At 71.8% G+C, this 20,285-nt stretch carries 24 protein-coding genes; 23 read left to right on the top strand and 1 reads right to left on the bottom strand.

Annotation, left to right across the window (positions count from 1 at the left end; translation table 11 throughout):
* Positions 1-38: 38 nt before the first annotated feature.
* From proS to ACWGH1_RS07170, 18 genes are all read left to right on the top strand, one after another.
* Positions 39-1,451, top strand: coding sequence for a proline--tRNA ligase (proS, locus tag ACWGH1_RS07085; RefSeq protein ID WP_453354467.1), 1,413 nt, complete (start codon positions 39-41; stop codon positions 1,449-1,451).
* A gap of 202 nt (positions 1,452-1,653) precedes the next feature.
* Positions 1,654-2,253: a hypothetical protein gene (locus tag ACWGH1_RS07090; RefSeq protein ID WP_136213352.1), complete on the top strand. Its 600-nt coding sequence runs from the start codon at positions 1,654-1,656 to the stop codon at positions 2,251-2,253.
* A 290-nt stretch (positions 2,254-2,543) separates the two neighbouring features.
* The gene (rpsP, locus tag ACWGH1_RS07095) at positions 2,544-2,984 is read left to right on the top strand and encodes a 30S ribosomal protein S16 (RefSeq protein ID WP_136213353.1); all 441 of its coding nucleotides are present in this window, start codon (positions 2,544-2,546) and stop codon (positions 2,982-2,984) included.
* A 2-nt stretch (positions 2,985-2,986) separates the two neighbouring features.
* Positions 2,987-3,226: an RNA-binding protein gene (locus tag ACWGH1_RS07100; protein WP_030011889.1), complete on the top strand. Its 240-nt coding sequence runs from the start codon at positions 2,987-2,989 to the stop codon at positions 3,224-3,226.
* 166 nt (positions 3,227-3,392) lie between these two features.
* Complete coding sequence (gene rimM, locus ACWGH1_RS07105; RefSeq protein WP_453354466.1) at positions 3,393-3,968, top strand: ribosome maturation factor RimM; 576 nt, start codon at positions 3,393-3,395, stop codon at positions 3,966-3,968.
* Positions 3,968-4,789, top strand: a complete 822-nt coding sequence (gene trmD, locus ACWGH1_RS07110) for a tRNA (guanosine(37)-N1)-methyltransferase TrmD (protein ID WP_453354465.1) — start codon at positions 3,968-3,970, stop codon at positions 4,787-4,789. The genes rimM and trmD overlap by 1 nt, the downstream gene beginning before the upstream one ends.
* A gap of 132 nt (positions 4,790-4,921) precedes the next feature.
* Positions 4,922-5,272 carry a 50S ribosomal protein L19 gene (gene rplS / locus ACWGH1_RS07115; protein WP_361308905.1) on the top strand — a complete coding sequence of 117 codons (351 nt, stop codon included), beginning with the start codon at positions 4,922-4,924 and terminating at the stop codon, positions 5,270-5,272.
* Positions 5,273-5,315: 43 nt separating this feature from the next.
* Positions 5,316-6,038, top strand: a complete 723-nt coding sequence (lepB, locus tag ACWGH1_RS07120) for a signal peptidase I (RefSeq protein WP_453408497.1) — start codon at positions 5,316-5,318, stop codon at positions 6,036-6,038.
* Complete coding sequence (gene lepB, locus ACWGH1_RS07125; RefSeq protein WP_453353671.1) at positions 6,031-6,900, top strand: signal peptidase I; 870 nt, start codon at positions 6,031-6,033, stop codon at positions 6,898-6,900. Before lepB (ACWGH1_RS07120) ends, lepB (ACWGH1_RS07125) begins: the two co-directional genes overlap by 8 nt.
* 113 nt (positions 6,901-7,013) lie before the next feature.
* Positions 7,014-7,910 carry a signal peptidase I gene (gene lepB / locus ACWGH1_RS07130; protein ID WP_453353673.1) on the top strand — a complete coding sequence of 299 codons (897 nt, stop codon included), beginning with the start codon at positions 7,014-7,016 and terminating at the stop codon, positions 7,908-7,910.
* Between the two features lie 43 nt (positions 7,911-7,953).
* Complete coding sequence (gene lepB / locus ACWGH1_RS07135) at positions 7,954-8,751, top strand: signal peptidase I (protein ID WP_453353670.1); 798 nt, start codon at positions 7,954-7,956, stop codon at positions 8,749-8,751.
* A complete protein-coding gene (locus tag ACWGH1_RS07140) occupies positions 8,741-9,232 on the top strand; it encodes an NUDIX hydrolase (protein ID WP_453353669.1) in 492 nt (163 codons plus the stop codon). Before lepB (ACWGH1_RS07135) ends, ACWGH1_RS07140 begins: the two co-directional genes overlap by 11 nt.
* Before the next feature lie 55 nt (positions 9,233-9,287).
* Positions 9,288-9,596, top strand: a complete 309-nt coding sequence (locus ACWGH1_RS07145) for a DUF2469 domain-containing protein (RefSeq protein WP_006139554.1) — start codon at positions 9,288-9,290, stop codon at positions 9,594-9,596.
* A 133-nt stretch (positions 9,597-9,729) separates the two neighbouring features.
* A complete protein-coding gene (locus ACWGH1_RS07150; RefSeq protein ID WP_453353668.1) occupies positions 9,730-10,116 on the top strand; it encodes a YraN family protein in 387 nt (128 codons plus the stop codon).
* Positions 10,116-11,747, top strand: a complete 1,632-nt coding sequence (locus ACWGH1_RS07155; RefSeq protein WP_453408498.1) for a YifB family Mg chelatase-like AAA ATPase — start codon at positions 10,116-10,118, stop codon at positions 11,745-11,747. Before ACWGH1_RS07150 ends, ACWGH1_RS07155 begins: the two co-directional genes overlap by 1 nt.
* Positions 11,744-13,069, top strand: coding sequence for a DNA-processing protein DprA (dprA, locus tag ACWGH1_RS07160; protein ID WP_453353666.1), 1,326 nt, complete (start codon positions 11,744-11,746; stop codon positions 13,067-13,069). Before ACWGH1_RS07155 ends, dprA begins: the two co-directional genes overlap by 4 nt.
* A 209-nt stretch (positions 13,070-13,278) precedes the next feature.
* The gene (whiG, locus tag ACWGH1_RS07165) at positions 13,279-14,118 is read left to right on the top strand and encodes an RNA polymerase sigma factor WhiG (protein ID WP_136213430.1); all 840 of its coding nucleotides are present in this window, start codon (positions 13,279-13,281) and stop codon (positions 14,116-14,118) included.
* Between the two features lie 118 nt (positions 14,119-14,236).
* Entirely contained in the window at positions 14,237-14,794 is a 558-nt protein-coding gene (locus tag ACWGH1_RS07170) for a TetR/AcrR family transcriptional regulator (RefSeq protein WP_453353665.1), read from the top strand.
* A gap of 59 nt (positions 14,795-14,853) precedes the next feature.
* On the opposite strand, the gene ACWGH1_RS07175 is transcribed toward ACWGH1_RS07170, so the two are convergent.
* The gene (locus tag ACWGH1_RS07175) at positions 14,854-15,381 is read right to left on the bottom strand and encodes a M23 family metallopeptidase (protein ID WP_453353664.1); all 528 of its coding nucleotides are present in this window, start codon (positions 15,379-15,381) and stop codon (positions 14,854-14,856) included.
* Positions 15,382-15,633: 252 nt separating this feature from the next.
* Between ACWGH1_RS07175 and rpsB the strand changes: the two genes are divergently transcribed.
* From rpsB to ACWGH1_RS07200, 5 genes are all read left to right on the top strand, one after another.
* Positions 15,634-16,560 (top strand): 30S ribosomal protein S2, encoded by a 927-nt coding sequence (gene rpsB, locus ACWGH1_RS07180; protein ID WP_453353663.1) that lies wholly within the window; start codon positions 15,634-15,636, stop codon positions 16,558-16,560.
* Positions 16,561-16,694: 134 nt separating this feature from the next.
* Positions 16,695-17,531 carry a translation elongation factor Ts gene (gene tsf / locus ACWGH1_RS07185; protein ID WP_453351629.1) on the top strand — a complete coding sequence of 279 codons (837 nt, stop codon included), beginning with the start codon at positions 16,695-16,697 and terminating at the stop codon, positions 17,529-17,531.
* 161 nt (positions 17,532-17,692) lie between these two features.
* Positions 17,693-18,472: a UMP kinase gene (gene pyrH / locus ACWGH1_RS07190; protein WP_453351630.1), complete on the top strand. Its 780-nt coding sequence runs from the start codon at positions 17,693-17,695 to the stop codon at positions 18,470-18,472.
* A 91-nt stretch (positions 18,473-18,563) separates the two neighbouring features.
* A complete protein-coding gene (frr, locus tag ACWGH1_RS07195; protein ID WP_190186850.1) occupies positions 18,564-19,121 on the top strand; it encodes a ribosome recycling factor in 558 nt (185 codons plus the stop codon).
* Complete coding sequence (locus tag ACWGH1_RS07200; protein ID WP_453351631.1) at positions 19,121-20,194, top strand: phosphatidate cytidylyltransferase; 1,074 nt, start codon at positions 19,121-19,123, stop codon at positions 20,192-20,194. Before frr ends, ACWGH1_RS07200 begins: the two co-directional genes overlap by 1 nt.
* Positions 20,195-20,285: the final 91 nt, after the last annotated feature.

Raw genomic sequence — 20,285 nt, forward strand, 5'->3', positions numbered from 1 at the left:
TTCACGCATCGAGGGCCCGGCGCCGTACCATTCGCGCCATGGCAAAGGCACCCGTTCTCACCCCGCAGGCGGAGGATTTCCCCCGCTGGTACCAGGATCTGATCAACAAGGCCGAGCTGGCCGACAACGGTCCGGTACGCGGCACCATGGTCATCCGGCCGTACGGCTACGGGCTGTGGGAGCGGATGCAGCAGGAGATGGACGCGCGCATCAAGGACGCGGGCGCCCAGAACGCGTACTTCCCGCTGTTCATCCCGCAGTCGTACCTGACGAAGGAAGCCGAGCACGTCGAGGGCTTCGCCCCCGAGCTCGCGGTCGTCACGCACGGCGGCGGCAAGGAGCTGGAGGAGCCGGTCGTCGTCCGGCCCACCTCCGAGACGATCATCAACGACTACTTCTCCAAGTGGGTCCAGAGCTACCGGGACCTGCCCCTGCTGATCAACCAGTGGGCCAACGTGGTCCGCTGGGAGATGCGCCCGCGCGTGTTCCTCCGTACGAGCGAGTTCCTCTGGCAGGAGGGCCACACCGCCCACGCCACGTACGAGGACGCCCGTGAGTACGCGGCGCGCATCCACCGGGACGTGTACGGCGACTTCATGACGAACGTGCTCGGCATCGACGTCGTGCTCGGCCGCAAGACGGCCAAGGAGCGCTTCGCCGGCGCCATCAACACCCTCACGCTGGAGGGGATGATGGGCGACGGCAAGGCGCTCCAGCTGGGCACGAGCCACGAACTGGGCACCAACTTCGCCAAGGCCTTCAACACCCAGTACCTGTCGAAGGAAGGCAAGCAGGAGCTCGTCTGGCAGACCTCGTGGGGCGTCTCGACCCGCATGGTCGGCGGCCTGATCATGTCCCACGGCGACGACAACGGCCTGCGGGTGCCGCCGCGCCTCGCGCACGTCCAGGTCGTCGTCATGGCGATCAAGGGCGACGAGGCCGTGGCCAAGGTCCGTGAGCTGGGGGCGCAGCTGAAGGCCGCCGGGATCCGGGTCCAGGTCGACGACCGCGTGGACACGCCCTTCGGGCGCCGCGCCGTGGACTGGGAGCTCAAGGGCGTACCGGTGCGCGTCGAGATCGGCCCGCGCGACCTGGAGAACGGCACCGCGATGCTGGCCCGCCGGATCCCCGGCGGCAAGGAGGCCGTGCAGATCTCCGCGCTGGCCGACCTGCTGCCCAAGGTGCTGGAGGAGGACCAGGCGCAGTTGCTGCGCGAGTCCCGCGAGCGCCGGGAGGCCCGTACCTCGGACGTCGCGACGATCGAGGAGGCCGCAGAGGCCGCCGTCGCCGGCGGCTGGGCCCGCATGCCGTGGGCGGACCTGGGCCCCGAGGGCGAGGCGAAGCTGGCCGAGCAGGCCGTGTCAGTGCGCTGCCTGATCGCCGAGGACGGCTCGGTTCCGGAGGCGGACGACGCCCCGGGCACCCTGGCCATCGTGGCGCGCTCGTACTGATCGCCCGTTGTTCGCTCCTGCGCCCCCGGCGTGCGGTTTCCTCTGCGCGCCGGGGGCGTAGCCGTCATTACGTACCGACTCCTCCGGGGATATGCGCACCCGTCCTCGTCGCGACGCATCAGACTGAACTGACTGGTACGTGCAAAAAATTTGGAATGGCCCGGAATCGGAACACCGGGGCACCCCGGCTCGTTGTCACGACGTGAGCACGACACCACCTGTTCTCGCCGCAGAGCTGGCGCAGGCGTGGGCCGATATTCAGCGGTACCACCCCGAGCTGCCTGACCTTGCCGCGCCCGAGTCCCTGATCGGAGAGTCGTCGTCCGCATGTGGCGCCGAGCTCTCCTTCGAGCGACTGCTGCACGAGGCAGTCCACGGCATCGCAGCCGCCCGTGGAGTCCGCGACACCTCGCGGGCCGGCCGCTACCACAACCGCAGATTCCTCGCGATCGCCGAGGAGATGGGGCTGGACCACTCCGAAGAGCCGCACGCCAGCAGCGGCTTCTCACTGGTCTCGCTCAGCCCCGAGGCGAAGAAGCGCTACCGCCCCACCATGGAGCGGCTGCAGCGGGCCCTCAAGGCGCACACGGTCGCCACGGCCGCCGACACCAAGCGCAGCTTCCGCGGACCGGCCGCCCGGCACGGCTCCTCCGGCGGCGGTGTCCGGGTCAAGGCCGTCTGCGACTGCGGGCGCAACGTGCGGGTCGTCCCGTCGGTGCTGGCCCAGGCGCCCATCGTCTGCGGTGGCTGCATGAAGCCCTTCCGCATCCCCGAGGTGGCCGTCTCGGCCGCCGCCTCCTGAGCCGGAGGAGCGGTCGCGGCGGGCTGCCGTGCGGGCGGTCGCCCCGCCGGGCCGGTGTGCCCGCGCCCGTCCGGCCGCGGGCGGGCTCCGTGGTGTCCGGCCCCCCGCTTCCGCCGGGCCCCTGTCGGCCGAGCCCGCCGCAGGCATGTGGCACAATGGCTAGCTGTACTCGACAGTCGCACAGGACCCCTCTCTCCTCCGGCTGACGCGTCCATCGGGCACCCGAGTACCGCAACCCCACGTGGCATCTCATGTGCCCAACCACGTCAAGTTCAGGAGACACCACTCCAGTGGCAGTCAAGATCAAGCTCAAGCGCCTCGGCAAGATTCGCCAGCCGCACTACCGCATCATCGTCGCCGACGCCCGCACCCGCCGGGACGGTCGCGCGATCGAGGAGATCGGTATCTACCAGCCGACCTACAACCCGTCGCGCATCGAGGTCAACGCCGAGCGTGCGCAGTACTGGCTGTCCGTCGGCGCCCAGCCCACCGAGGCTGTGCTCGCCATCCTGAAGCTGACCGGTGACTGGCAGGCCCACAAGGGTCTCCCCGCCCCCGCGCCGCTCCTGCAGCCGGAGACGAAGGAGAGCAAGCGTCGCTCCTTCGACGAGTTCGCCAAGGCCCTCGAGGGCATCGGCGAGGGCAAGGGAGAGGCCATCACCCAGAAGGCCAAGAAGGCCGACAAGAAGGCGGACGAGGCTGAGGCCGCCGCCGAGTCGACCGAGGCCTGATCATGCTCGAGGAGGCTCTTGAGCACCTCGTGAAGGGCATTGTGGACAACCCCGACGAAGTGCAGGTCGCCTCGCGCAACCTGCGCCGCGGACAGGTGCTCGAGGTCCGGGTCCACCCGGACGACCTCGGGAAGGTGATCGGCCGCAACGGCCGCACCGCACGTGCGCTGCGTACCGTCGTGGGCGCCATCGGCGGCCGGGGGATCCGGGTCGACCTCGTCGACGTGGACCAGGTCCGCTGAACAGTTGAACCACCGGCACGGGCCGGGGAGGGGCGCATGCGCCCTTTCCCGGCCCGAGTCGTTTCCGCCCGGGTGCGAGAGCGACCATGGACGGGGCAACCACGACGGAGAGGTGCCACCCCGCGAGAGCGGCGGCGGTACGGCCGCAAGAGGGAGAGACAAGACAGTGCAGCTGGTAGTCGCGCGGATCGGCCGCGCCCACGGGATCAAGGGTGAGGTCACCGTCGAGGTGCGGACCGACGAGCCCGAACTGCGGCTCGCGCCGGGCGCGGTGCTCCAGACCGAGCCGGCGGCCACGGGCCCGCTGACCATCGAGACGGGCCGGGTGCACAGCGGGCGGCTGCTGCTGCGCTTCGAGGGCGTGAAGGACCGCACCGGTGCCGAGGCGCTGCGCAACACCCTGCTCATCGCCGACGTGGACCCCGCGGAGCTGCCCGAGGAGCCCGACGAGTACTACGACCACCAGCTGATGGACCTGGACGTGGTGCTGGAGGACGGTACGGAGATCGGCCGGATCACCGAGATCTCGCACCTGCCCTCCCAGGACCTGTTCATCGTGGAGCGGCCCGACGGCACCGAGGTGATGATCCCCTTCGTCGAGGAGATCGTCGCCGAGATCGACCTGGAGGAGCAGCGCTGCGTCATCACGCCGCCGCCCGGGCTGATCGACGACCGCGCCGAGGTCGTGTCCAGCCGGGACGCCGGGGCCGAGGACGACGGAGCCGCCGGGGACGACGCCTGATGCGTCTCGACGTCGTCACGATCTTTCCCGAGTACCTGGAGCCGCTGAACGTCTCCCTCGTCGGCAAGGCGCGGGCGCGCGGCCAGCTCGACGTCCACGTGCACGACCTGCGGGACTGGACGTACGACCGCCACAACACGGTCGACGACACCCCCTACGGCGGCGGTCCCGGCATGGTCATGAAGACCGAGCCGTGGGGCGAGGCCCTGGACGCGGCACTGGCCGACGGGTACGAGGCCGGCGCCCACGGCCCGGTCCTGGTCGTCCCCACCCCCAGCGGGCGTCCGTTCACCCAGGAACTGGCCGTCGAGCTGTCCGAGCGGCCGTGGCTGATCTTCACTCCGGCCCGGTACGAGGGCATCGACCGCCGCGTGATGGACGAGTACGCGACGCGGATGCCGGTGTACGAGGTCTCCATCGGCGACTACGTCCTGGCGGGCGGCGAGGCGGCCGTCCTCGTCATCACCGAGGCCGTGGCCCGGCTGCTGCCCGGGGTGCTCGGCAACGCCGAATCGCACCGGGACGACTCGTTCGCGCCCGGTGAGATGGCGAACCTGCTGGAGGGGCCCGTCTACACCAAGCCCCCGCAGTGGCGCGGCCGGGGCATCCCCGACGTCCTGCTGAGCGGCCACCACGGGAAGATCGCCCGGTGGCGGCGGGACGAGGCCTTCCGCAGGACCGCCCGCAACCGCCCCGACCTGATCGAGCGCTGCGAGGCCTCCGCCTTCGACAAGAAGGACCGGGAGACCCTGAGTCTGCTGGGCTGGGAGCCGACCGTCGACGGCCGGTTTTGGCGTAGGCCGCAGACCGTGGAAGAATAGGCGGCTGTTGTGTGCTCGCGTACGCCCCTGCCACAGGGGGACCGTCGTCCGCGAGCGGCGCAGCTCCCGAATTCTCTACGGAAATCCGCACCGGCGGCCTGTGGCGTCGTGCGAAGAAAGCAGACGAAGAACATGTCTCACCTGCTCGATGGCGTCAACGCCGCCTCGGTCCGCTCCGACGTCCCGGCCTTCCGCCCGGGTGACACGATCAACGTGCACGTCCGCGTCATCGAGGGCAACCGCTCCCGCATCCAGCAGTTCAAGGGTGTTGTCATCCGTCGCCAGGGCTCTGGCGTCTCCGAGACCTTCACCGTTCGCAAGGTCTCCTTCAGCGTCGGTGTCGAGCGCACCTTCCCGGTGAACTCCCCGATCTTCGAGAAGATCGAGGTCGTCACCCGCGGTGACGTGCGTCGCGCCAAGCTGTACTTCCTCCGTGAGCTCCGCGGCAAGGCCGCGAAGATCAAGGAGAAGCGCGACCGCTGATCTCCCCTCCGGGTCCCGGGGGCGGCCGGATAGGCTCCCCCCGATGGACACCGAAGCAGAGCTCACACAGCGCGGCCGCTCTTCCCCCGACGAGGGGGAGGGGCGGCCGCGCCGTGCGTTGGCCCCGGGCGGGCTGACCTGGCGCCGGGCCGGGCTGCTGGGGCTGGTCTGCACGGTCTTCGTGCTGCTGCTCGGCAACTTCGTCGTGCAGCCGTTCCTGATCCCGAGCCGGTCGATGGAGCCGACGCTCCGGGTCGGGGACCGGGTCCTGGTCAACAAGCTGGCGTACCGTTTCGGCGACCTGCCGAAGCGCGGGGACGTGGTGGTCTTCGACGGCACGGGTTCCTTCGTCCCGGAGGGGCCGCAGGGCAATCCGGTCGGCGCGGCCCTGCACGGCGCGGCCTCGGTGCTCGGACTCGCGGAGCCCTCCGACACCGACTTCGTGAAGCGGGTCGTGGGGGTCGGCGGCGACGACGTGGCGTGCGACGAGAACGGCCGGATGAAGGTCAACGGGGTGCCGGTGGAGGAGCCGTACCTCTACCCCGGCGACACCTCCTCGAAGGTGCCCTTCCGGATCGTCGTACCCCTTGGGACCCTGTGGGTCATGGGCGATCACCGGTCTCAGTCGCGGGACTCCCGCGACCACCTGGGCGAGCCCGGCGGGGGGATGGTGCCGGTGGACAAGGTGATCGGGCGGGCCGACTGGATCGGCTGGCCCCTCTCGCGCTGGGGCGCGGCGGGAAGCGCGGGGAGCGGACATGGGTAGCCGTGGGCGGCCGAAGGGCCGGCCGGACCCCGAGCCGGAGCCGGAAGCGGCCGCGGGTGCGCCGTCCCGCACCCAGTCCCAGCCCGAGGGCGGCCGGGCCGAGCGGCGCCGGCTGGCGCGCCGGGTCCGCCGGCGCAGACGGACCCGCAGGGCGGGGGAGCTGCCCCTGCTGGTGGTGGTCGCGCTGTGCATCGCCCTGCTCCTCAAGACCTTCCTGGTGCAGGCCTTCTTCATTCCTTCGGGCTCGATGGAGCAGACGATCCGGATCGGCGACCGGGTCCTGGTCGACAAGCTCACGCCCTGGTTCGGCTCCAAGGTGGAGCGGGGCGACGTCGTGGTGTTCAAGGATCCGGGCGGCTGGCTCAGGGGCGAGGCGGCCCGGCCGGCCGAGGACCCGGTCGTGGTCAAGCAGATCAAGCAGACCATGACGTTCATCGGCCTGCTGCCCTCGGCGGACGAGCAGAACCTGATCAAGCGCGTCATCGGCGTGGGCGGGGACACCGTCACGTGCTGTGACGCGCGCGGGCGGATCACCGTCAACGGGACGCCGCTGGACGAGCCGTACGTCAATCCGGGCAACGCCCCGTCGGAGATCCGGTTCGAGGTGAAGGTGCCGCAGGGGCGGCTGTTCGTGATGGGGGACCACCGGGCCAACTCGGCCGACTCGCGCTACCACCTCGACGAGGGGTTCCAGGGCACGATCGACGAGAACGGAGTGGTGGGACGGGCCGTGGTGATCGCCTGGCCCTACGGCCACTGGCGCGAGCTGGAACAGCCGGCGACCTTCCTCACGGTGCCCGATGAGGCACGGCGCGGGCGGCGCGGACGTGGTGGACGGCGTCGGGGCGCGCGGTTCGCATAGTGTGTCCTCGGTCTCCCGAGCCTTAGGGAACTCCCGCTCGTTAAGGGAGGGGAGGGCCCGTGTCCGTACCGGCGCGGGCGGCGAATCCGATTGAGGGAGTGGATGTGGGGGATGTGGCGGTAGGCGCGCGGTCCGGACGCGACGAGGGTGACGAGCGGCCGGAGGAGGGCGTCGAGAGCGAGACCGAGAAGGGCGGTGCCGGGGCGCGCCCCCAGCGCTCGTTCTGGAAGGAGCTGCCGCTCCTCATCGGCATCGCCCTGCTGCTGGCCCTGCTGATCAAGACCTTCCTGGTGCAGGCGTTCTCGATCCCGTCGGAGTCGATGCAGAACACCCTCCAGCGCGGCGACCGGGTGTTGGTGGACAAGCTGACCCCGTGGTTCGGATCGGAGCCCGCGCGCGGTGAGGTCGTCGTCTTCCACGACCCCGCCAACTGGCTCGCGGGCGAGGCCACTCCGGAGCCCAACATCGCGCAGAAGGCCCTCAGCTGGATCGGCCTGATGCCGTCGGCCGAGGAGAAGGACCTGATCAAGCGGACCATCGCCATCGGGGGCGACACGGTCGAGTGCAAGCGGGGCGGACCGGTCGTCGTCAACGGCAAGGAGCTGGACGAGCCGTACATCTACCCCGGCAACACCCCTTGTGACGACGCCCCCTTCGGTCCGATCACCGTTCCCAAGGGCAAGATCTGGGTGATGGGCGACCACCGGCAGAACTCCCAGGACTCCCGTTACCACATGCAGGACTCGACGCAGGGCTTCGTGCCGGTCAAGGACGTCGTCGGCCGGGCCGTGGTGGTGGCGTGGCCGGTCACCCGCTGGGCCACCCTCCCGGTTCCGGACACCTTCGACCAGCCGGGCATCGGACACCAGGCCAAGGCCGCCGCCCTCGGTCTCGACGCCTCGGGACTGGCCCCGGTGGGCCTCGGGCCGGCCGCCCTGGGGTTTGCGGGTGCCGTCCCGGTCGTCCTGTGGCGCAGGCGGAGGCTGACCACCGGCCGTACCGCCGGGTAGGGTGCCGCCCAGGTCGACGATCCCGGAGTGTGGGGGCGCTGCAATGGGCGGAACACGAACAAGCGGTACGCAGGTCATACGCAGTGGCAGTGGCCGCGGCGGTCTCGGCAACGTCTTGTCGGGAATCGCCGTGGCCATCGGCTTTGTGCTCTTCCTCGGCGGTTTCGGCTGGGGCGCCCTGACGTACCAGCCGTACACGGTGCCGACCGACTCGATGGTGCCGACCGTGCGGCCCGGCGACCGGGTCCTCGCACAGCGGATCGACGGCGACCAGGTGCGCCGCGGCGACGTGGTCATCTTCACCGATTCCGTGTGGAGCAACTCGCCCATGGTCAAGCGGGTGGTCGCGATCGGCGGCGACACCGTGAAGTGCTGCGGCGCGGGCGGGAAGCTCACGGTGAACGGCAAGGCGCTGGACGAGCCCTACCTCGACGACTCCCGCCTCACCCCGCTGGACCCGGCGACCGTCCCGGTGCCCGGGGGCGCCTCCGACACTACCTTCGAGGTGAGGGTGCCCGAGGGCAACCTCTTCCTGCTCGGTGACCACCGCGCGGGCTCGCTGGACTCCCGGGCCCACCTCCAGGAGAGCGGGCAGGGGACCGTGGCCCGCTCGGCCGTCAGCGCCCGGGTGGACGCGCTGGCCTGGCCGTCGATGTCGATGGTGGGGCGGCCCGAGACGTACGCCGCCCTGCCCGGCGGGACGTCCCGGCCCGGGCCGCTGCGGCTCCAGCTGGCCGCGGTGGTGGCCGGGGCCGCCCTGGTGCTGCTGGGGGCAGCCTACGGACCCGTCGCGCGGGCCCTGGGGCGCGGGCGACGGCGGGAGCGCGGCGATGCCCGCTGACCCGGTCCGCAAGGTGTCCCGGGTCGTCCTCCTGGACCCGCAGGACCGGATCCTGCTGCTGCACGGCTTCGAGCCGGACGACCCGGCGAAGGACTGGTGGTTCACCCCGGGCGGCGGGGTCGAGGGCGCCGAGACGCGTGCGCAGGCCGCGCTGCGGGAACTCGCGGAGGAGACGGGCATCACCGAAGTGGAGCTGGGGCCGGTGCTGTGGCAGCGGTACTGCGCCTTCCCCTTCGACGGGCGGCGCTGGGAGCAGGACGAGTGGTACTTCCTCGCCCGGACGACCCGGACCGAGACGGTGACGACCGGCTTCACGGACCTGGAGCGGCGCACCGTCACGGGAGCGAGGTGGTGGACTTCCGAGGAACTTCTCTCGGCACATGAGACGGTGTACCCGACCAGACTCGCCGGGCTGCTCCGTACGCTGCTCGACGACGGTCCTCCGGGTGCGCCGGTGGTCTTGGCCCCGGAAATCGTTTAGGGGCGCGGGGCTCTGGCGCACAATAGGGGGACGCACGGCTGAAGGGGAACATGCCATGAGTGCCGAGGACCTCGAGAAGTACGAGACCGAGATGGAGCTGAAGCTCTATCGGGAGTACCGCGACGTCGTCGGTCTGTTCAAGTACGTCATCGAGACGGAACGCCGTTTCTACCTCACCAACGACTACGAGATGCAGGTGCACTCGGTCCAGGGAGAGGTCTTCTTCGAGGTCACCATGGCCGACGCCTGGGTCTGGGACATGTACCGCCCGGCCCGGTTCGTGAAGCAGGTGCGGGTGCTGACCTTCAAGGACGTGAACATCGAGGAGCTCAACAAGAGCGACCTCGAACTTCCCGGGAGCTGATCCGCCCGGCGTAGGCCCTGCGGCTCGGGGTCGTCCGCAGGGGTGACGGGGTTGTCCACAACGCTGCGGTTGTCCACCAAGATCCACAAGGGGGACGGGGACGCGGGATCGTCGGTGCCGGAGGTGGTGCCGGATGAACGCGAAGAGCGTGGCGCAGCAGGCATTGGGCCGGTACGGCGAGGAACTCGCGGTGCGGCGGCTCACCGAGTCCGGGATGACGGTGATCGCCCGGAACTGGCGGTGCCGCAGCGGGGAGATCGACATCGTCGCACGGGACGGCGATTGCGTCGTCGTGTGCGAGGTGAAGACGCGCAGGGCGGGGCGGCCCGGGCACGGGGTGTTCGAGCACCCGATGGCCGCCGTCCGGCCCGGCAAGACGGAGCGGCTGCGCCGGCTCGCCGGGCGCTGGCTCGCCGACCACGGCGGGCCGCCGCCGGGCGGGGTGCGGATCGACCTCGTCGGAATCCTGCTGCCGCGGCGCGGTGCGCCGGTGGTGGAGCACGTCAGGGGGGTGGCCTGATGGGGTTCGCGCGGGCCTGCTCGGTGGCCCTGGTGGGGGTCGAGGGGGTGGTCGTCGAAGTCCAGGCCGACTTGGAGCCGGGGGTCGCGGCCTTCACCCTGGTGGGGCTGCCCGACAAGACGCTGGTGGAGAGCCGGGACCGGGTGCGGGCCGCCGTGGTCAACTCCGGCGCCGCCTGGCCGCAGAAGAAGCTCACGGTCGGCCTCAGCCCGGCCTCCGTACCCAAGGGCGGCGCCGGCTTCGACCTCGCCGTGGCCGCGGCTGTCCTCGGGGCCGCCGAGGTGGTCGAGCCGGGCGCCATCGCCGATCTGGTCCTCATCGGGGAGCTCGGGCTCGACGGCCGGGTGCGGCCCGTCCGGGGCATCCTGCCCGCCGTGCTGGCCGCCGCCGAGGCCGGGTACCGGCAGGTGGTGGTGCCACAGCAGTGCGCCGCCGAGGCGATGCTCGTCCCGGACGTCGGCGTGCTCGGGGTTCGGAGCCTGCGGCAGCTGATCGCCGTCCTGACCGACGGGGTGGTGCCCGAGGAGGAGGATCCGGCCGCCGGACGCCCCGATCCGATGCTGGCCGGACTGCTCGTGCCGGGCGCCGGGCTGGGTACCGGCATCTCCCGCGCCGGTGCGGGCGCGGGGGACGGCCCCGAATTCCCGGACCTCGCCGATGTCGCCGGGCAGCATGCGGCCCGGCGGGCGCTGGAGGTGGCCGCCTCCGGGGGACACCACCTCTTCCTCAGCGGTCCCCCGGGCGCGGGCAAGACGATGCTCGCCGAGCGGCTGCCCTGGATCCTGCCGCCGCTCACCCGCCAGGACGCCCTGGAAGTGACGGCCGTGCACTCCGTCGCGGGAATCCTGCCGCCGGGTGAACCCCTGCTCGCCCGGCCGCCGTACTGCGCCCCGCACCACTCCGCGACCATGCAGTCCCTGGTCGGCGGCGGGGCCGGGGTGCCCAGGCCGGGAGCGGTCTCGCTGGCCCACCGGGGCGTGCTGTTCCTGGACGAGGCCGCCGAGTTCGGCTCGAAGGCGCTGGACGCCCTGCGGCAGCCCCTGGAAGCCGGGCACGTGGTCATCGCCCGGGCCGCCGGGGTGGTACGGCTGCCGGCCCGCTTCCTGATGGTCCTCGCCGCCAACCCGTGCCCGTGCGGGCGGCACACGCTGCAGGGGGCCGGCTGCGAATGCCCGGCCTCGGTGGTCCGGCGCTACCAGGCGAGACTGTCCGGGCCGCTGCTCGACCGGGTCGACCTGCGCGTCGAGGTGGAGCCCGTCACCCGCTCCGACCTGCTGGGGCGGAGCGGCCGCGGCGAGGCCACGGCGGTGGTCGCCGCCCGGGTCCGCGAAGCCCGGGACCGGGCCGCCGCCCGGCTCGACGGCACCCCCTGGCGGCTCAACTCCGAGGTGCCCGGGCACGAGCTGCGCACCCGCTGGCAGGCCGGGCCGGGCGCACTGGCCCAGGCGGAGCGGGACCTGGAGCGGGGGCTGCTCACGGCGCGGGGGCTGGACCGGGTGCTGCGGGTCGCCTGGACCGTGGCCGACCTGCGCGGCAACGAGCGTCCCGACGCGCTGGACGTGGCCGTCGCGCTGGAGCTGCGTACCGGGATCGCCCGCGGGGCGACCCTGGCCATGGGGGCGGGGTCATGAGCGCCGCACGGGAGCCGGACGCCGCGGAGCCGGGTGCCGGGGAGACGGGTACCGGGGAGACGGGTACCGGGCAACCGGGGGCCGCGGGGCCGGCCGCGGCGGGGCCGGACTGCGGACCGGACGCCGCGCCCGGGCCGGCGGGAGGGGGCGAGCCGGGGCCGGAGGCGTTGGCGCGGGCCGCGCTGACCCGGGTGCTGGAGCCGGGCGACGAGCACGGCGGGCGCTGGCTGCGGGAGTTCGGCGCCGTTGGCCTGATAAGGCTGCTGACCGGGACCGGCCCCGGGCCGGAGGAGGGGCGCCCGGCCGGGGTGGGCCCCGAGCGGCTCGCCGGGTACCGCAGACGGGCCGCCCTCGCCGATCCCCGGCGCGACCTGGCGAAAGCCGCCGCAGCCGGGGTGCGCTTCATCTGCCCAGGATCGGCGCAGTGGCCGACCCAGCTGGACGACCTGGGCGACGCCCGGCCGGTCGGACTGTGGCTGCGCGGCCGGGCGGACCTGCGGACCTGGGCGCTGCGCTCGGTCGCCGTGGTCGGGGCCCGGGCCTGCACCCCGTACGGGGCCCACATGGCGCAGACCTTGGCGGCCGGGCTGGCCGAGCGCGGCTGGGTGGTGGTCTCGGGAGCGGCCTACGGGGTCGACGGAGCGGCCCACCGCGGGGCCCTCGCCTCGGGCGGAGCCACGGTCGCGGTCCTGGCCTGCGGGGCGGACGTGGCCTATCCGCGCGGGCACGCCGGGCTGCTGGGCCGGATCGCGGGCCAGGGGCTGGTGCTGGGTGAGCTGCCGCCCGGCAGCCACCCCACCCCGAGCCGGTTCGTGCTGCGCAACCGGGTGATCGCCGCCCTCACCAGGGGCACGGTGGTCGTGGAGGCGGCCGTGCGCAGCGGCTCCCTGGTCACCGCCCGGCGGGCCCGGGAGCTGGGGCGCTTCACGATGGGCGTCCCGGGACCGGCGACCAGCGGTCTCTCGGCCGGGGTCCACGAACTGCTGCGCGGCGAGGCGGTGCTCGTCACGGACGCGGCCGAGGTGGTCGAACTGGTCGGCGACATGGGCGAGCTGGCTCCCGAGCGGCGCGGCCCGGTGCTCCCCCGGGACCTGCTGGACCCCGCCACCGCCCGGGTGCTCGAAGCCCTGCCGGCGGGCCGCCCGGCCCGGTTGGAGGAGGTGGCCCTCGCCGCCGGCACCGGCACCGATGAAGTCATCGGCAGACTGTACGAACTTCACTCTCTGGGGTTCGTCGAACGGCAGGGCGACGGCTGGCGGTTGACGGTGCGGACACGCCGGGGAGGCACTCGAACCGGTGGCACCCGGCGAGGCGGTCGTTGACCTGGGGCGTTCCGGTGAAAGAGTGACGCCGATGAGAGACGCGGTCTTCCCGAGGGCGGTTGCCGGGACCGTGCGCCAGGCGCCGGTCCCGGCCCGGCCGTGCCGGTCGGGGCGCTCCTGCGGCCCCGCGCCATCCCGTACTCTTCGCGCACCGCGACACTTCCGTCACGCTACGCTCCCAAGGAATCCGGCTCCGGCAAAGGCGAAGCATGCCCCAGCACACCTCAGGGTCTGACCGCGCTGCGGTGCCCCCCGCTGCCCGCGGCGGCAGTGTGCGGTCCACCGCGCCCTCGTCCCTGGAGGTGCTGTGGCGCTCGTACAAGGACTCGGGTGACGAGCGGCTGCGGGAGCAGCTGATCCTGCACTACTCGCCGCTGGTGAAGTACGTGGCCGGCCGGGTCAGCGTGGGCCTGCCGCCCAACGTCGAACAGGCCGACTTCGTCTCCTCCGGCGTCTTCGGCCTCATCGACGCCATCGAGAAGTTCGACATCGAGCGCTCCATCAAGTTCGAGACCTACGCCATCACCCGCATCCGCGGCGCGATGATCGACGAGCTGCGGGCACTGGACTGGATCCCCCGCTCGGTCCGGCAGAAGGCGCGTGCCGTGGAGCGTGCGTACGCCACGCTGGAGGCCCAGCTGCGGCGCACCCCGACCGAGCACGAGGTGGCCGGGGAGATGGGGATCGGGGTGGAAGAGCTCCACACCGTCTTCAGCCAGCTGTCCTTGGCGAACGTGGTCGCCCTGGAGGAGCTGCTGCACGTCGGCGGCGAGGGCGGCGACCGGCTCTCCCTGATGGACACCTTGGAGGACCACGCCGCCGACGACCCCGTCGAGGTGGCCGAGGACCGCGAGCTGCGCAGGCTGCTGGCCCGCGCGATCAACACCCTGCCGGAGCGGGAGAAGACGGTCGTCACGCTCTACTACTACGAGGGCCTCACCCTCGCCGAGATCGGCAACGTGCTGGGGGTCACCGAGAGCCGGGTCAGTCAGATCCACACCAAGTCCGTGCTCCAGCTGCGCGCCAAGCTCGCGGACGTCGGCCGGTGACGTGCGGACCGGGCCGGTGACGGTGGTGCGGCCGGCCCGACGCGTTCCGCCGATGACCGGTGTCCGGGCCGCCGTTGCTCCGTAGAGTGGTCGGGTGCCAAGGATTCGAGCGGCCTCCGTGGCCGAGCACCGGTCGATGCAGCGCGGCGCCCTGTTGGACGCTGCCCGTTCCCTGCTGTCCGAAGGCGGTACGGAGGCGCTGACCTTCCCCGCCCTGGCGCAGCGCACCGGGCTCGCCCGGTCTTCCGTGTACGAGTACTTCCGCTCCCGTGCGGCGGTCGTGGAGGAGCTGTGCGCGGTGGACTTCCCCGTCTGGGCCACCGAGATCGAGGCGGCGATGGAGGCGGCCCCGACCCCCGAGGCGAAGATCGAGGCCTACGTCCGCAGTCAGCTCGGACTGGTGGGGGACCGGCGCCACCGGGCGGTGGTCGCGATCTCCGCCAGCGAGCTGGACGCCGGTGCGCGGGAGAAGATCCGCGCGGCGCACGGCGGACTGGTCGCGATGGTCGTCGAGGCGCTGGGCGCCCTCGGGCAGCCGGAGCCGAAGCTGGCCGCGATGCTGCTCCAGGGCGTCGTGGACGCGGCGGTGCGGCGGATCGAGCTCGGCGCGGCCGAGGACCCGGACGTGGTGACGGAGGCGGCCGTCACGATGGCCCTGCGGGGCGTCCGGGGCTGACGGGTGCCCGGCGGATACCACCGGCCCGGCCCGCCCCCCCCCGCGGCTCGCCCCCGGCCTCAGCTGCCCGGCGGCGAGGTGGGCAGCAGTCTCGGGGTGGGGCGCGGGAGCAGGGCCAGGGGGTTGAGGTAGGTCTCGCCCGCCAGCAGCCCCCAGTGCAGGCAGGGCTCGGCGCAGTGGGCGCCCTGCGTCAGGACCGCCACCACCTGGCCCGCCCCGACCTCCTCGCCCTCCGCCACGAGCGGCCGGACCGGCTCGTACGTGGTGCGCAGTCCGCCCGGCAGGGTGAGGGAGAGCACCCCGCGGCCGGCGACCTGCCCGGCGTAGTACACCCGGCCGGGCCCCACGGCCCGTAGCCGCGCCCCCACGGGCGCCGTCAGGTCCACCCCGCGGTGACCGGCCGCGTACGGCGTCGGCGGCGGGTCCCACCACCGCGCCACCACCAGGGGCTGCGGCAGGGGGCGGACGGCGGAGACAGTGGCGGCCACGGAGGGCGTGGTGGCCGTGGCGGCCACGGAGGGCGCGGAGGGCGCGGGGGTGAGCGCCTGGGTCAGCGCCACGAGCAGGGTGAGCAGCAGTGTCGTCATGCGCAACAGCGTCCCGCGCGCCCCGGGTGCGCCGCCCCGGCCTGTGGACAACCCGGACGGTGTGGACAAGCGCGTCACCCGGCATACCGCCGGGTCCCGTACACTTCTTGTGGCGATCCGGGTCACCGGGTCGACTTCGCACGCCCCAGCACCGGCCCGTCAAGGCCAGGTGAGAGCGTCTCTCGGTCCCCTCCTCGGGGGCAGGGCGCGGCGGGGCGTCAGGAACCAAACCGAGAAAACAAGGAGATGGCCATGGCCGTCGTAACGATGCGGGAGCTGCTGGAAAGCGGCGTCCACTTCGGTCACCAGACCCGTCGCTGGAACCCGAAGATGAAGCGCTTCATCTTCACCGAGCGCAACGGCATCTACATCATCGACCTGCTCCAGTCGCTGTCGTACATCGACCGCGCCTACGAGTTCGTGAAGGAGACCGTCGCGCACGGTGGCTCCATCATGTTCGTCGGTACCAAGAAGCAGGCCCAGGAGGCCATCGCCGAGCAGGCGACGCGCGTCGGCATGCCGTACGTCAACCAGCGCTGGCTCGGTGGCATGCTCACCAACTTCTCCACCGTCTACAAGCGCCTCCAGCGTCTGAAGGAGCTTGAGGCGATCGACTTCGAGGACGTCGCCGCCTCGGGTCTCACCAAGAAGGAGCTCCTGGTCCTCTCCCGCGAGAAGATCAAGCTGGAGAAGACCCTCGGTGGTATCCGCGAGATGTCGAAGGTCCCCAGCGCCGTCTGGATCGTCGACACCAAGAAGGAGCACATCGCCGTCGGTGAGGCGCGCAAGCTCCACATCCCGGTCGTCGCGATCCTCGACACCAACTGCGACCCCGACGAGGTCGACTACAAGATCCCGGGCAACGACGACGCCATCCGCTCCGTCACCCTGCTCACCCGCGTGATCGCCGACGCCGTCGCCGAGGGCCTCATCGCCCGTTCCGGTGCCGCGACCGGTGACTCGAAGCCGGGCGAGAAGGCCGCCGCCGAGCCGCTCGCCGAGTGGGAGCGCGACCTGCTCGAGGGTGAGAAGAAGGCCGACGAGCCCGCCGAGGCCGCCGCCGCCGAGGCCGCTCCGGCCGAGGCTGCTCCGGCCGAGGCTGCCGCCGAGGCCCCGGCCGCCGAGGCCGACGCCGAGGCCGTCGTCGAGGCTCCGGCCGCCGACGCCGAGCAGGCCTGACCCACTGAGAGCGCCCGGCGTTCACGCGCCGGGCACTCACAGCACGGACGATGACGGCGGGGGAGCCGCGCCACGAGCGCGACTCCTCCGCCGCTCACCCTGGATCTACGACTTCGAGAGAGAATCCAAGACTCATGGCGAACTACACCGCCGCTGACGTCAAGAAGCTCCGCGAGCTCACCGGCGCCGGCATGCTGGACTGCAAGAACGCGCTCGTCGAGGCCGACGGTGACGTCGAGAAGGCCAACGAGATCCTGCGCGTCAAGGGCCTCAAGGGCGTTGCCAAGCGTGAGGGCCGCTCCGCCGAGAACGGCGCCGTCGCCTCCCTGATCGCCGCGGACAACACCTCCGGCGTGCTGGTCGAGCTCAAGTGCGAGACCGACTTCGTCGCGAAGAGCCCGAAGTTCCTCGCCGTCGCCGACGAGCTGGCCCAGCACGTGGCCGCCACCAAGCCGGCGGACATCGAGGCGCTGCTCGCCTCCGAGATCAAGCCCGGTCAGACCGTCCAGGCGTTCGTGGACGAGGCCAACGCCAACCTCGGCGAGAAGATCGTCCTGGACCGCTTCGCGCAGTACGACGGTGCCTTCGTCTCCGCGTACATGCACCGCACCATGCCCGACCTGCCCCCGCAGATCGGCGTCCTGGTCGAGCTGGACAAGGCCGACGCCGACCTGGCCAAGGGCATCGCCCAGCACATCGCCGCCTTCGCGCCGAAGTACCTCTCCAAGGAGGACGTCCCGGCCGAGGTCGTCGAGAGCGAGCGCCGCGTCGCCGAGGAGACCACCCGCGCGGAGGGCAAGCCCGAGGCCGCCCTGCCGAAGATCGTCGAGGGTCGCGTCAACGGCTTCTTCAAGGAAGCCACGCTGCTCGGCCAGCCGTACGCGCTGGACAACAAGAAGTCCGTCCAGAAGGTCCTGGACGAGGCCGGTGTCACCCTGGTGCGCTTCAGCCGCATCAAGGTCGGCATCTGAGTCCGTCCGTACGCGACGGACACCGGACCCCGGTAGGGTCTGAAGCAGTCGTCCGCGCTCGCGCAGGGCGACCGCAGATCTGACGAGGAGGCCATTGCCGTAGAGGGAACCGCGAGGACCCACCGGCAATGGCCTTCTTCGTATGTGCACGAGGAGATCCCATGAATCAGGGCGTGGACCACCACACCGCTTCCGACGACAAGAGCGACCACGACAAGAAGGGCCGCCGCTTCATGCTGAAGCTGTCGGGCGAGGCCTTCTCCGGCGGCGGCGGGCTGGGCGTCGACCCTGACGTCGTGCACGCCATCGCGCGTGAGATCGCCGCCGTGGTCCGTGACGGCGCGGAGATCGCGATCGTCATCGGCGGCGGCAACTTCTTCCGCGGCGCCGAGCTCCAGCAGCGCGGCATGGACCGTGCCCGTTCCGACTACATGGGCATGCTCGGCACGGTCATGAACTGCCTCGCCCTCCAGGACTTCCTGGAGAAGGAGGGCATCGACAGCCGCGTCCAGACCGCCATCACGATGGGCCAGGTCGCGGAGCCGTACATCCCGCTGCGGGCCGTGCGGCACTTGGAGAAGGGCCGCGTCGTGATCTTCGGCGCCGGCATGGGCATGCCGTACTTCTCCACCGACACCACGGCCGCCCAGCGCGCCCTGGAGATCGACGCGGAGGCCCTGCTCATGGGCAAGAACGGCGTCGACGGGGTCTACGACTCCGACCCGAAGACCAACCCGGACGCGGTCAAGTTCGACGCGCTGGAGTACAGCGAGGTGCTGTCCCGGGACCTCAAGGTCGCCGACGCCACCGCCATCACGCTGTGCCGCGACAACCGGCTGCCGATCCTGGTCTTCGAGCTCCTCGCCGAGGGCAATATCGCCCGCGCCGTCAAGGGTGAGAAGATCGGCACGCTCGTGAGCGACCAGGGCACCCGGGTCTGATCCCGCCGCCGCCGGGCCCCCGCCCGCAGCGGACCGGCCCGGCCGGCCCGCCCCGCCTGAACCATCCATATCTGACATGCAGGAGCACGTGGTGATCGAAGAAATCCTCCTCGAGGCCGAGGAGAAGATGGAGAAGGCCGTCGTCGTCGCCAAGGAAGACTTCGCCGCGATTCGCACGGGCCGTGCGCACCCGGCGATGTTCAACAAGATCGTGGCGGACTACTACGGTGCCATCACGCCCATCAACCAGCTCGCCTCCTTCGCGGTGCCCGAGCCCCGGATGGCCGTCGTGACGCCGTTCGACGCGTCCGCGCTGCGCAACATCGAGCAGGCCATCCGCGACTCCGACCTCGGCGTCAACCCGAGCAACGACGGCCGCATCATCCGGGTGACCTTCCCCGAGCTGACGCAGGAGCGCCGCAAGGAGTACGTCAAGGTCGCGCGCACCAAGGCCGAGGACTCCAAGGTCTCGATCCGCTCCATCCGCCGCAAGGCGAAGGACGCCCTCGACAAGCTCGTCAAGGACAAGGAGTCCGGCGAGGACGAGGTCCGCCGTGCGGAGAAGGAGCTCGACGACACCACCGCGAAGTACGTCACGCAGGTGGACGAGCTGCTCAAGCACAAGGAAGCCGAGCTCCTCGAAGTCTGATGAACGACTCTTCCTGGCAGCCGGAGCCCGTTCCGGCGGGTCCCGCATACGATGCGCAGGTGGGCCCGCAGACTCGGCCCATGCCCATCGTGCCCGATGCCGCCGGCCGTGACTTCGACGACCGGGAAGCACGCGATCGGGGGGTCGCCGCCCACAGCGGCCCCCTCTTCCGCGCCGAGACGCCGCCGCAGGAGCCCATGCCCAGCCCCCCGCCTCCGCCCTCGCCGGCACCCAAGGACGCCTCCCCGCCGCCGAAGAAGCGCGCGGGGCGGGACCTGCGGGCCGCCATAGGGGTCGGCGTCGGCCTCGGAGCGGTGATCTTCGCATCGCTCTTCATCGTCAAGGCCGTCTTCGTCGGCGTCATCGTCGTCGCGGTCGTCGTCGGCCTGTGGGAGCTCACCTCCCGGCTCCAGGAGAAGAAGGGCATCAAGGCGCCGCTGGTACCGCTGGCGGTCGGCGGCGCCGCCATGGTCATCGCCGGGTACGTCCGGGGGGCCGAGGGCGCCTGGGTGGCGATGGCCCTGACCGCCCTGGCGGTGCTGGTCTGGCGGATGACCGAGCCGCCCGAGGACTACCTCAAGGACGTCACGGCGGGTGTCTTCGCCGCGTTCTACGTGCCTTTCCTCGCGACCTTCGTGGCGATGCTGCTCACCGCCGACGACGGGCCCCAGCGGGTCGTCACCTTCCTGCTGCTGACCGTGGTCAGCGACACCGGGGCGTACGCGGTGGGCTGGCGCTTCGGCAAGACCAAGCTCGCGCCGCGCATCAGCCCCGGCAAGACCCGCGAGGGGCTGGTCGGCGCGGTGGCGTTCGCGATGGCGGCCGGCGCGCTGTGCATGGAGTTCGTCATCGACGACGGAGTCTGGTGGCAGGGCCTGCTGCTGGGCCTGGCCGTCGCGGTCAGCGCCACCCTGGGCGACCTGGGCGAGTCGATGATCAAGCGGGATCTGGGCATCAAGGACATGGGCACCCTGCTCCCCGGTCACGGCGGCATCATGGACCGGCTCGACTCGCTGCTGCCGACCGCCCCGGTGGTGTGGCTGCTGCTGGCCGCGTTCGTCGGCACCGGCTGATACCCGCCCCCGGGGGCTCCGGCCCGCGGGCTTTTCACCAGTGCGGCCCCGTTGAGCCGGGGCGACGTACGTGCGAAGGCTTCGGGTGGGT

It is taken from the genome of Streptomyces sp. NPDC054883 (genome assembly GCF_053610645.1).

Coding starts and splice junctions, on each gene's coding strand:
- proS (WP_453354467.1), top strand. CDS start 39: ATGGCAAAGGCACCCGTTCTCACCCCGCAGGCGGAGGATTTCCCCCGC.
- ACWGH1_RS07100 (WP_030011889.1), top strand. CDS start 2,987: ATGCTCGAGGAGGCTCTTGAGCACCTCGTGAAGGGCATTGTGGACAAC.
- trmD (WP_453354465.1), top strand. CDS start 3,968: ATGCGTCTCGACGTCGTCACGATCTTTCCCGAGTACCTGGAGCCGCTG.
- rplS (WP_361308905.1), top strand. CDS start 4,922: ATGTCTCACCTGCTCGATGGCGTCAACGCCGCCTCGGTCCGCTCCGAC.
- lepB (WP_453408497.1), top strand. CDS start 5,316: ATGGACACCGAAGCAGAGCTCACACAGCGCGGCCGCTCTTCCCCCGAC.
- lepB (WP_453353671.1), top strand. CDS start 6,031: ATGGGTAGCCGTGGGCGGCCGAAGGGCCGGCCGGACCCCGAGCCGGAG.
- lepB (WP_453353670.1), top strand. CDS start 7,954: ATGGGCGGAACACGAACAAGCGGTACGCAGGTCATACGCAGTGGCAGT.
- ACWGH1_RS07140 (WP_453353669.1), top strand. CDS start 8,741: ATGCCCGCTGACCCGGTCCGCAAGGTGTCCCGGGTCGTCCTCCTGGAC.
- ACWGH1_RS07145 (WP_006139554.1), top strand. CDS start 9,288: ATGAGTGCCGAGGACCTCGAGAAGTACGAGACCGAGATGGAGCTGAAG.
- ACWGH1_RS07150 (WP_453353668.1), top strand. CDS start 9,730: ATGAACGCGAAGAGCGTGGCGCAGCAGGCATTGGGCCGGTACGGCGAG.
- ACWGH1_RS07155 (WP_453408498.1), top strand. CDS start 10,116: ATGGGGTTCGCGCGGGCCTGCTCGGTGGCCCTGGTGGGGGTCGAGGGG.
- dprA (WP_453353666.1), top strand. CDS start 11,744: ATGAGCGCCGCACGGGAGCCGGACGCCGCGGAGCCGGGTGCCGGGGAG.
- whiG (WP_136213430.1), top strand. CDS start 13,279: ATGCCCCAGCACACCTCAGGGTCTGACCGCGCTGCGGTGCCCCCCGCT.
- ACWGH1_RS07175 (WP_453353664.1), bottom strand. CDS start 15,381: ATGACGACACTGCTGCTCACCCTGCTCGTGGCGCTGACCCAGGCGCTC.
- rpsB (WP_453353663.1), top strand. CDS start 15,634: ATGGCCGTCGTAACGATGCGGGAGCTGCTGGAAAGCGGCGTCCACTTC.
- tsf (WP_453351629.1), top strand. CDS start 16,695: ATGGCGAACTACACCGCCGCTGACGTCAAGAAGCTCCGCGAGCTCACC.
- pyrH (WP_453351630.1), top strand. CDS start 17,693: ATGAATCAGGGCGTGGACCACCACACCGCTTCCGACGACAAGAGCGAC.
- ACWGH1_RS07200 (WP_453351631.1), top strand. CDS start 19,121: ATGAACGACTCTTCCTGGCAGCCGGAGCCCGTTCCGGCGGGTCCCGCA.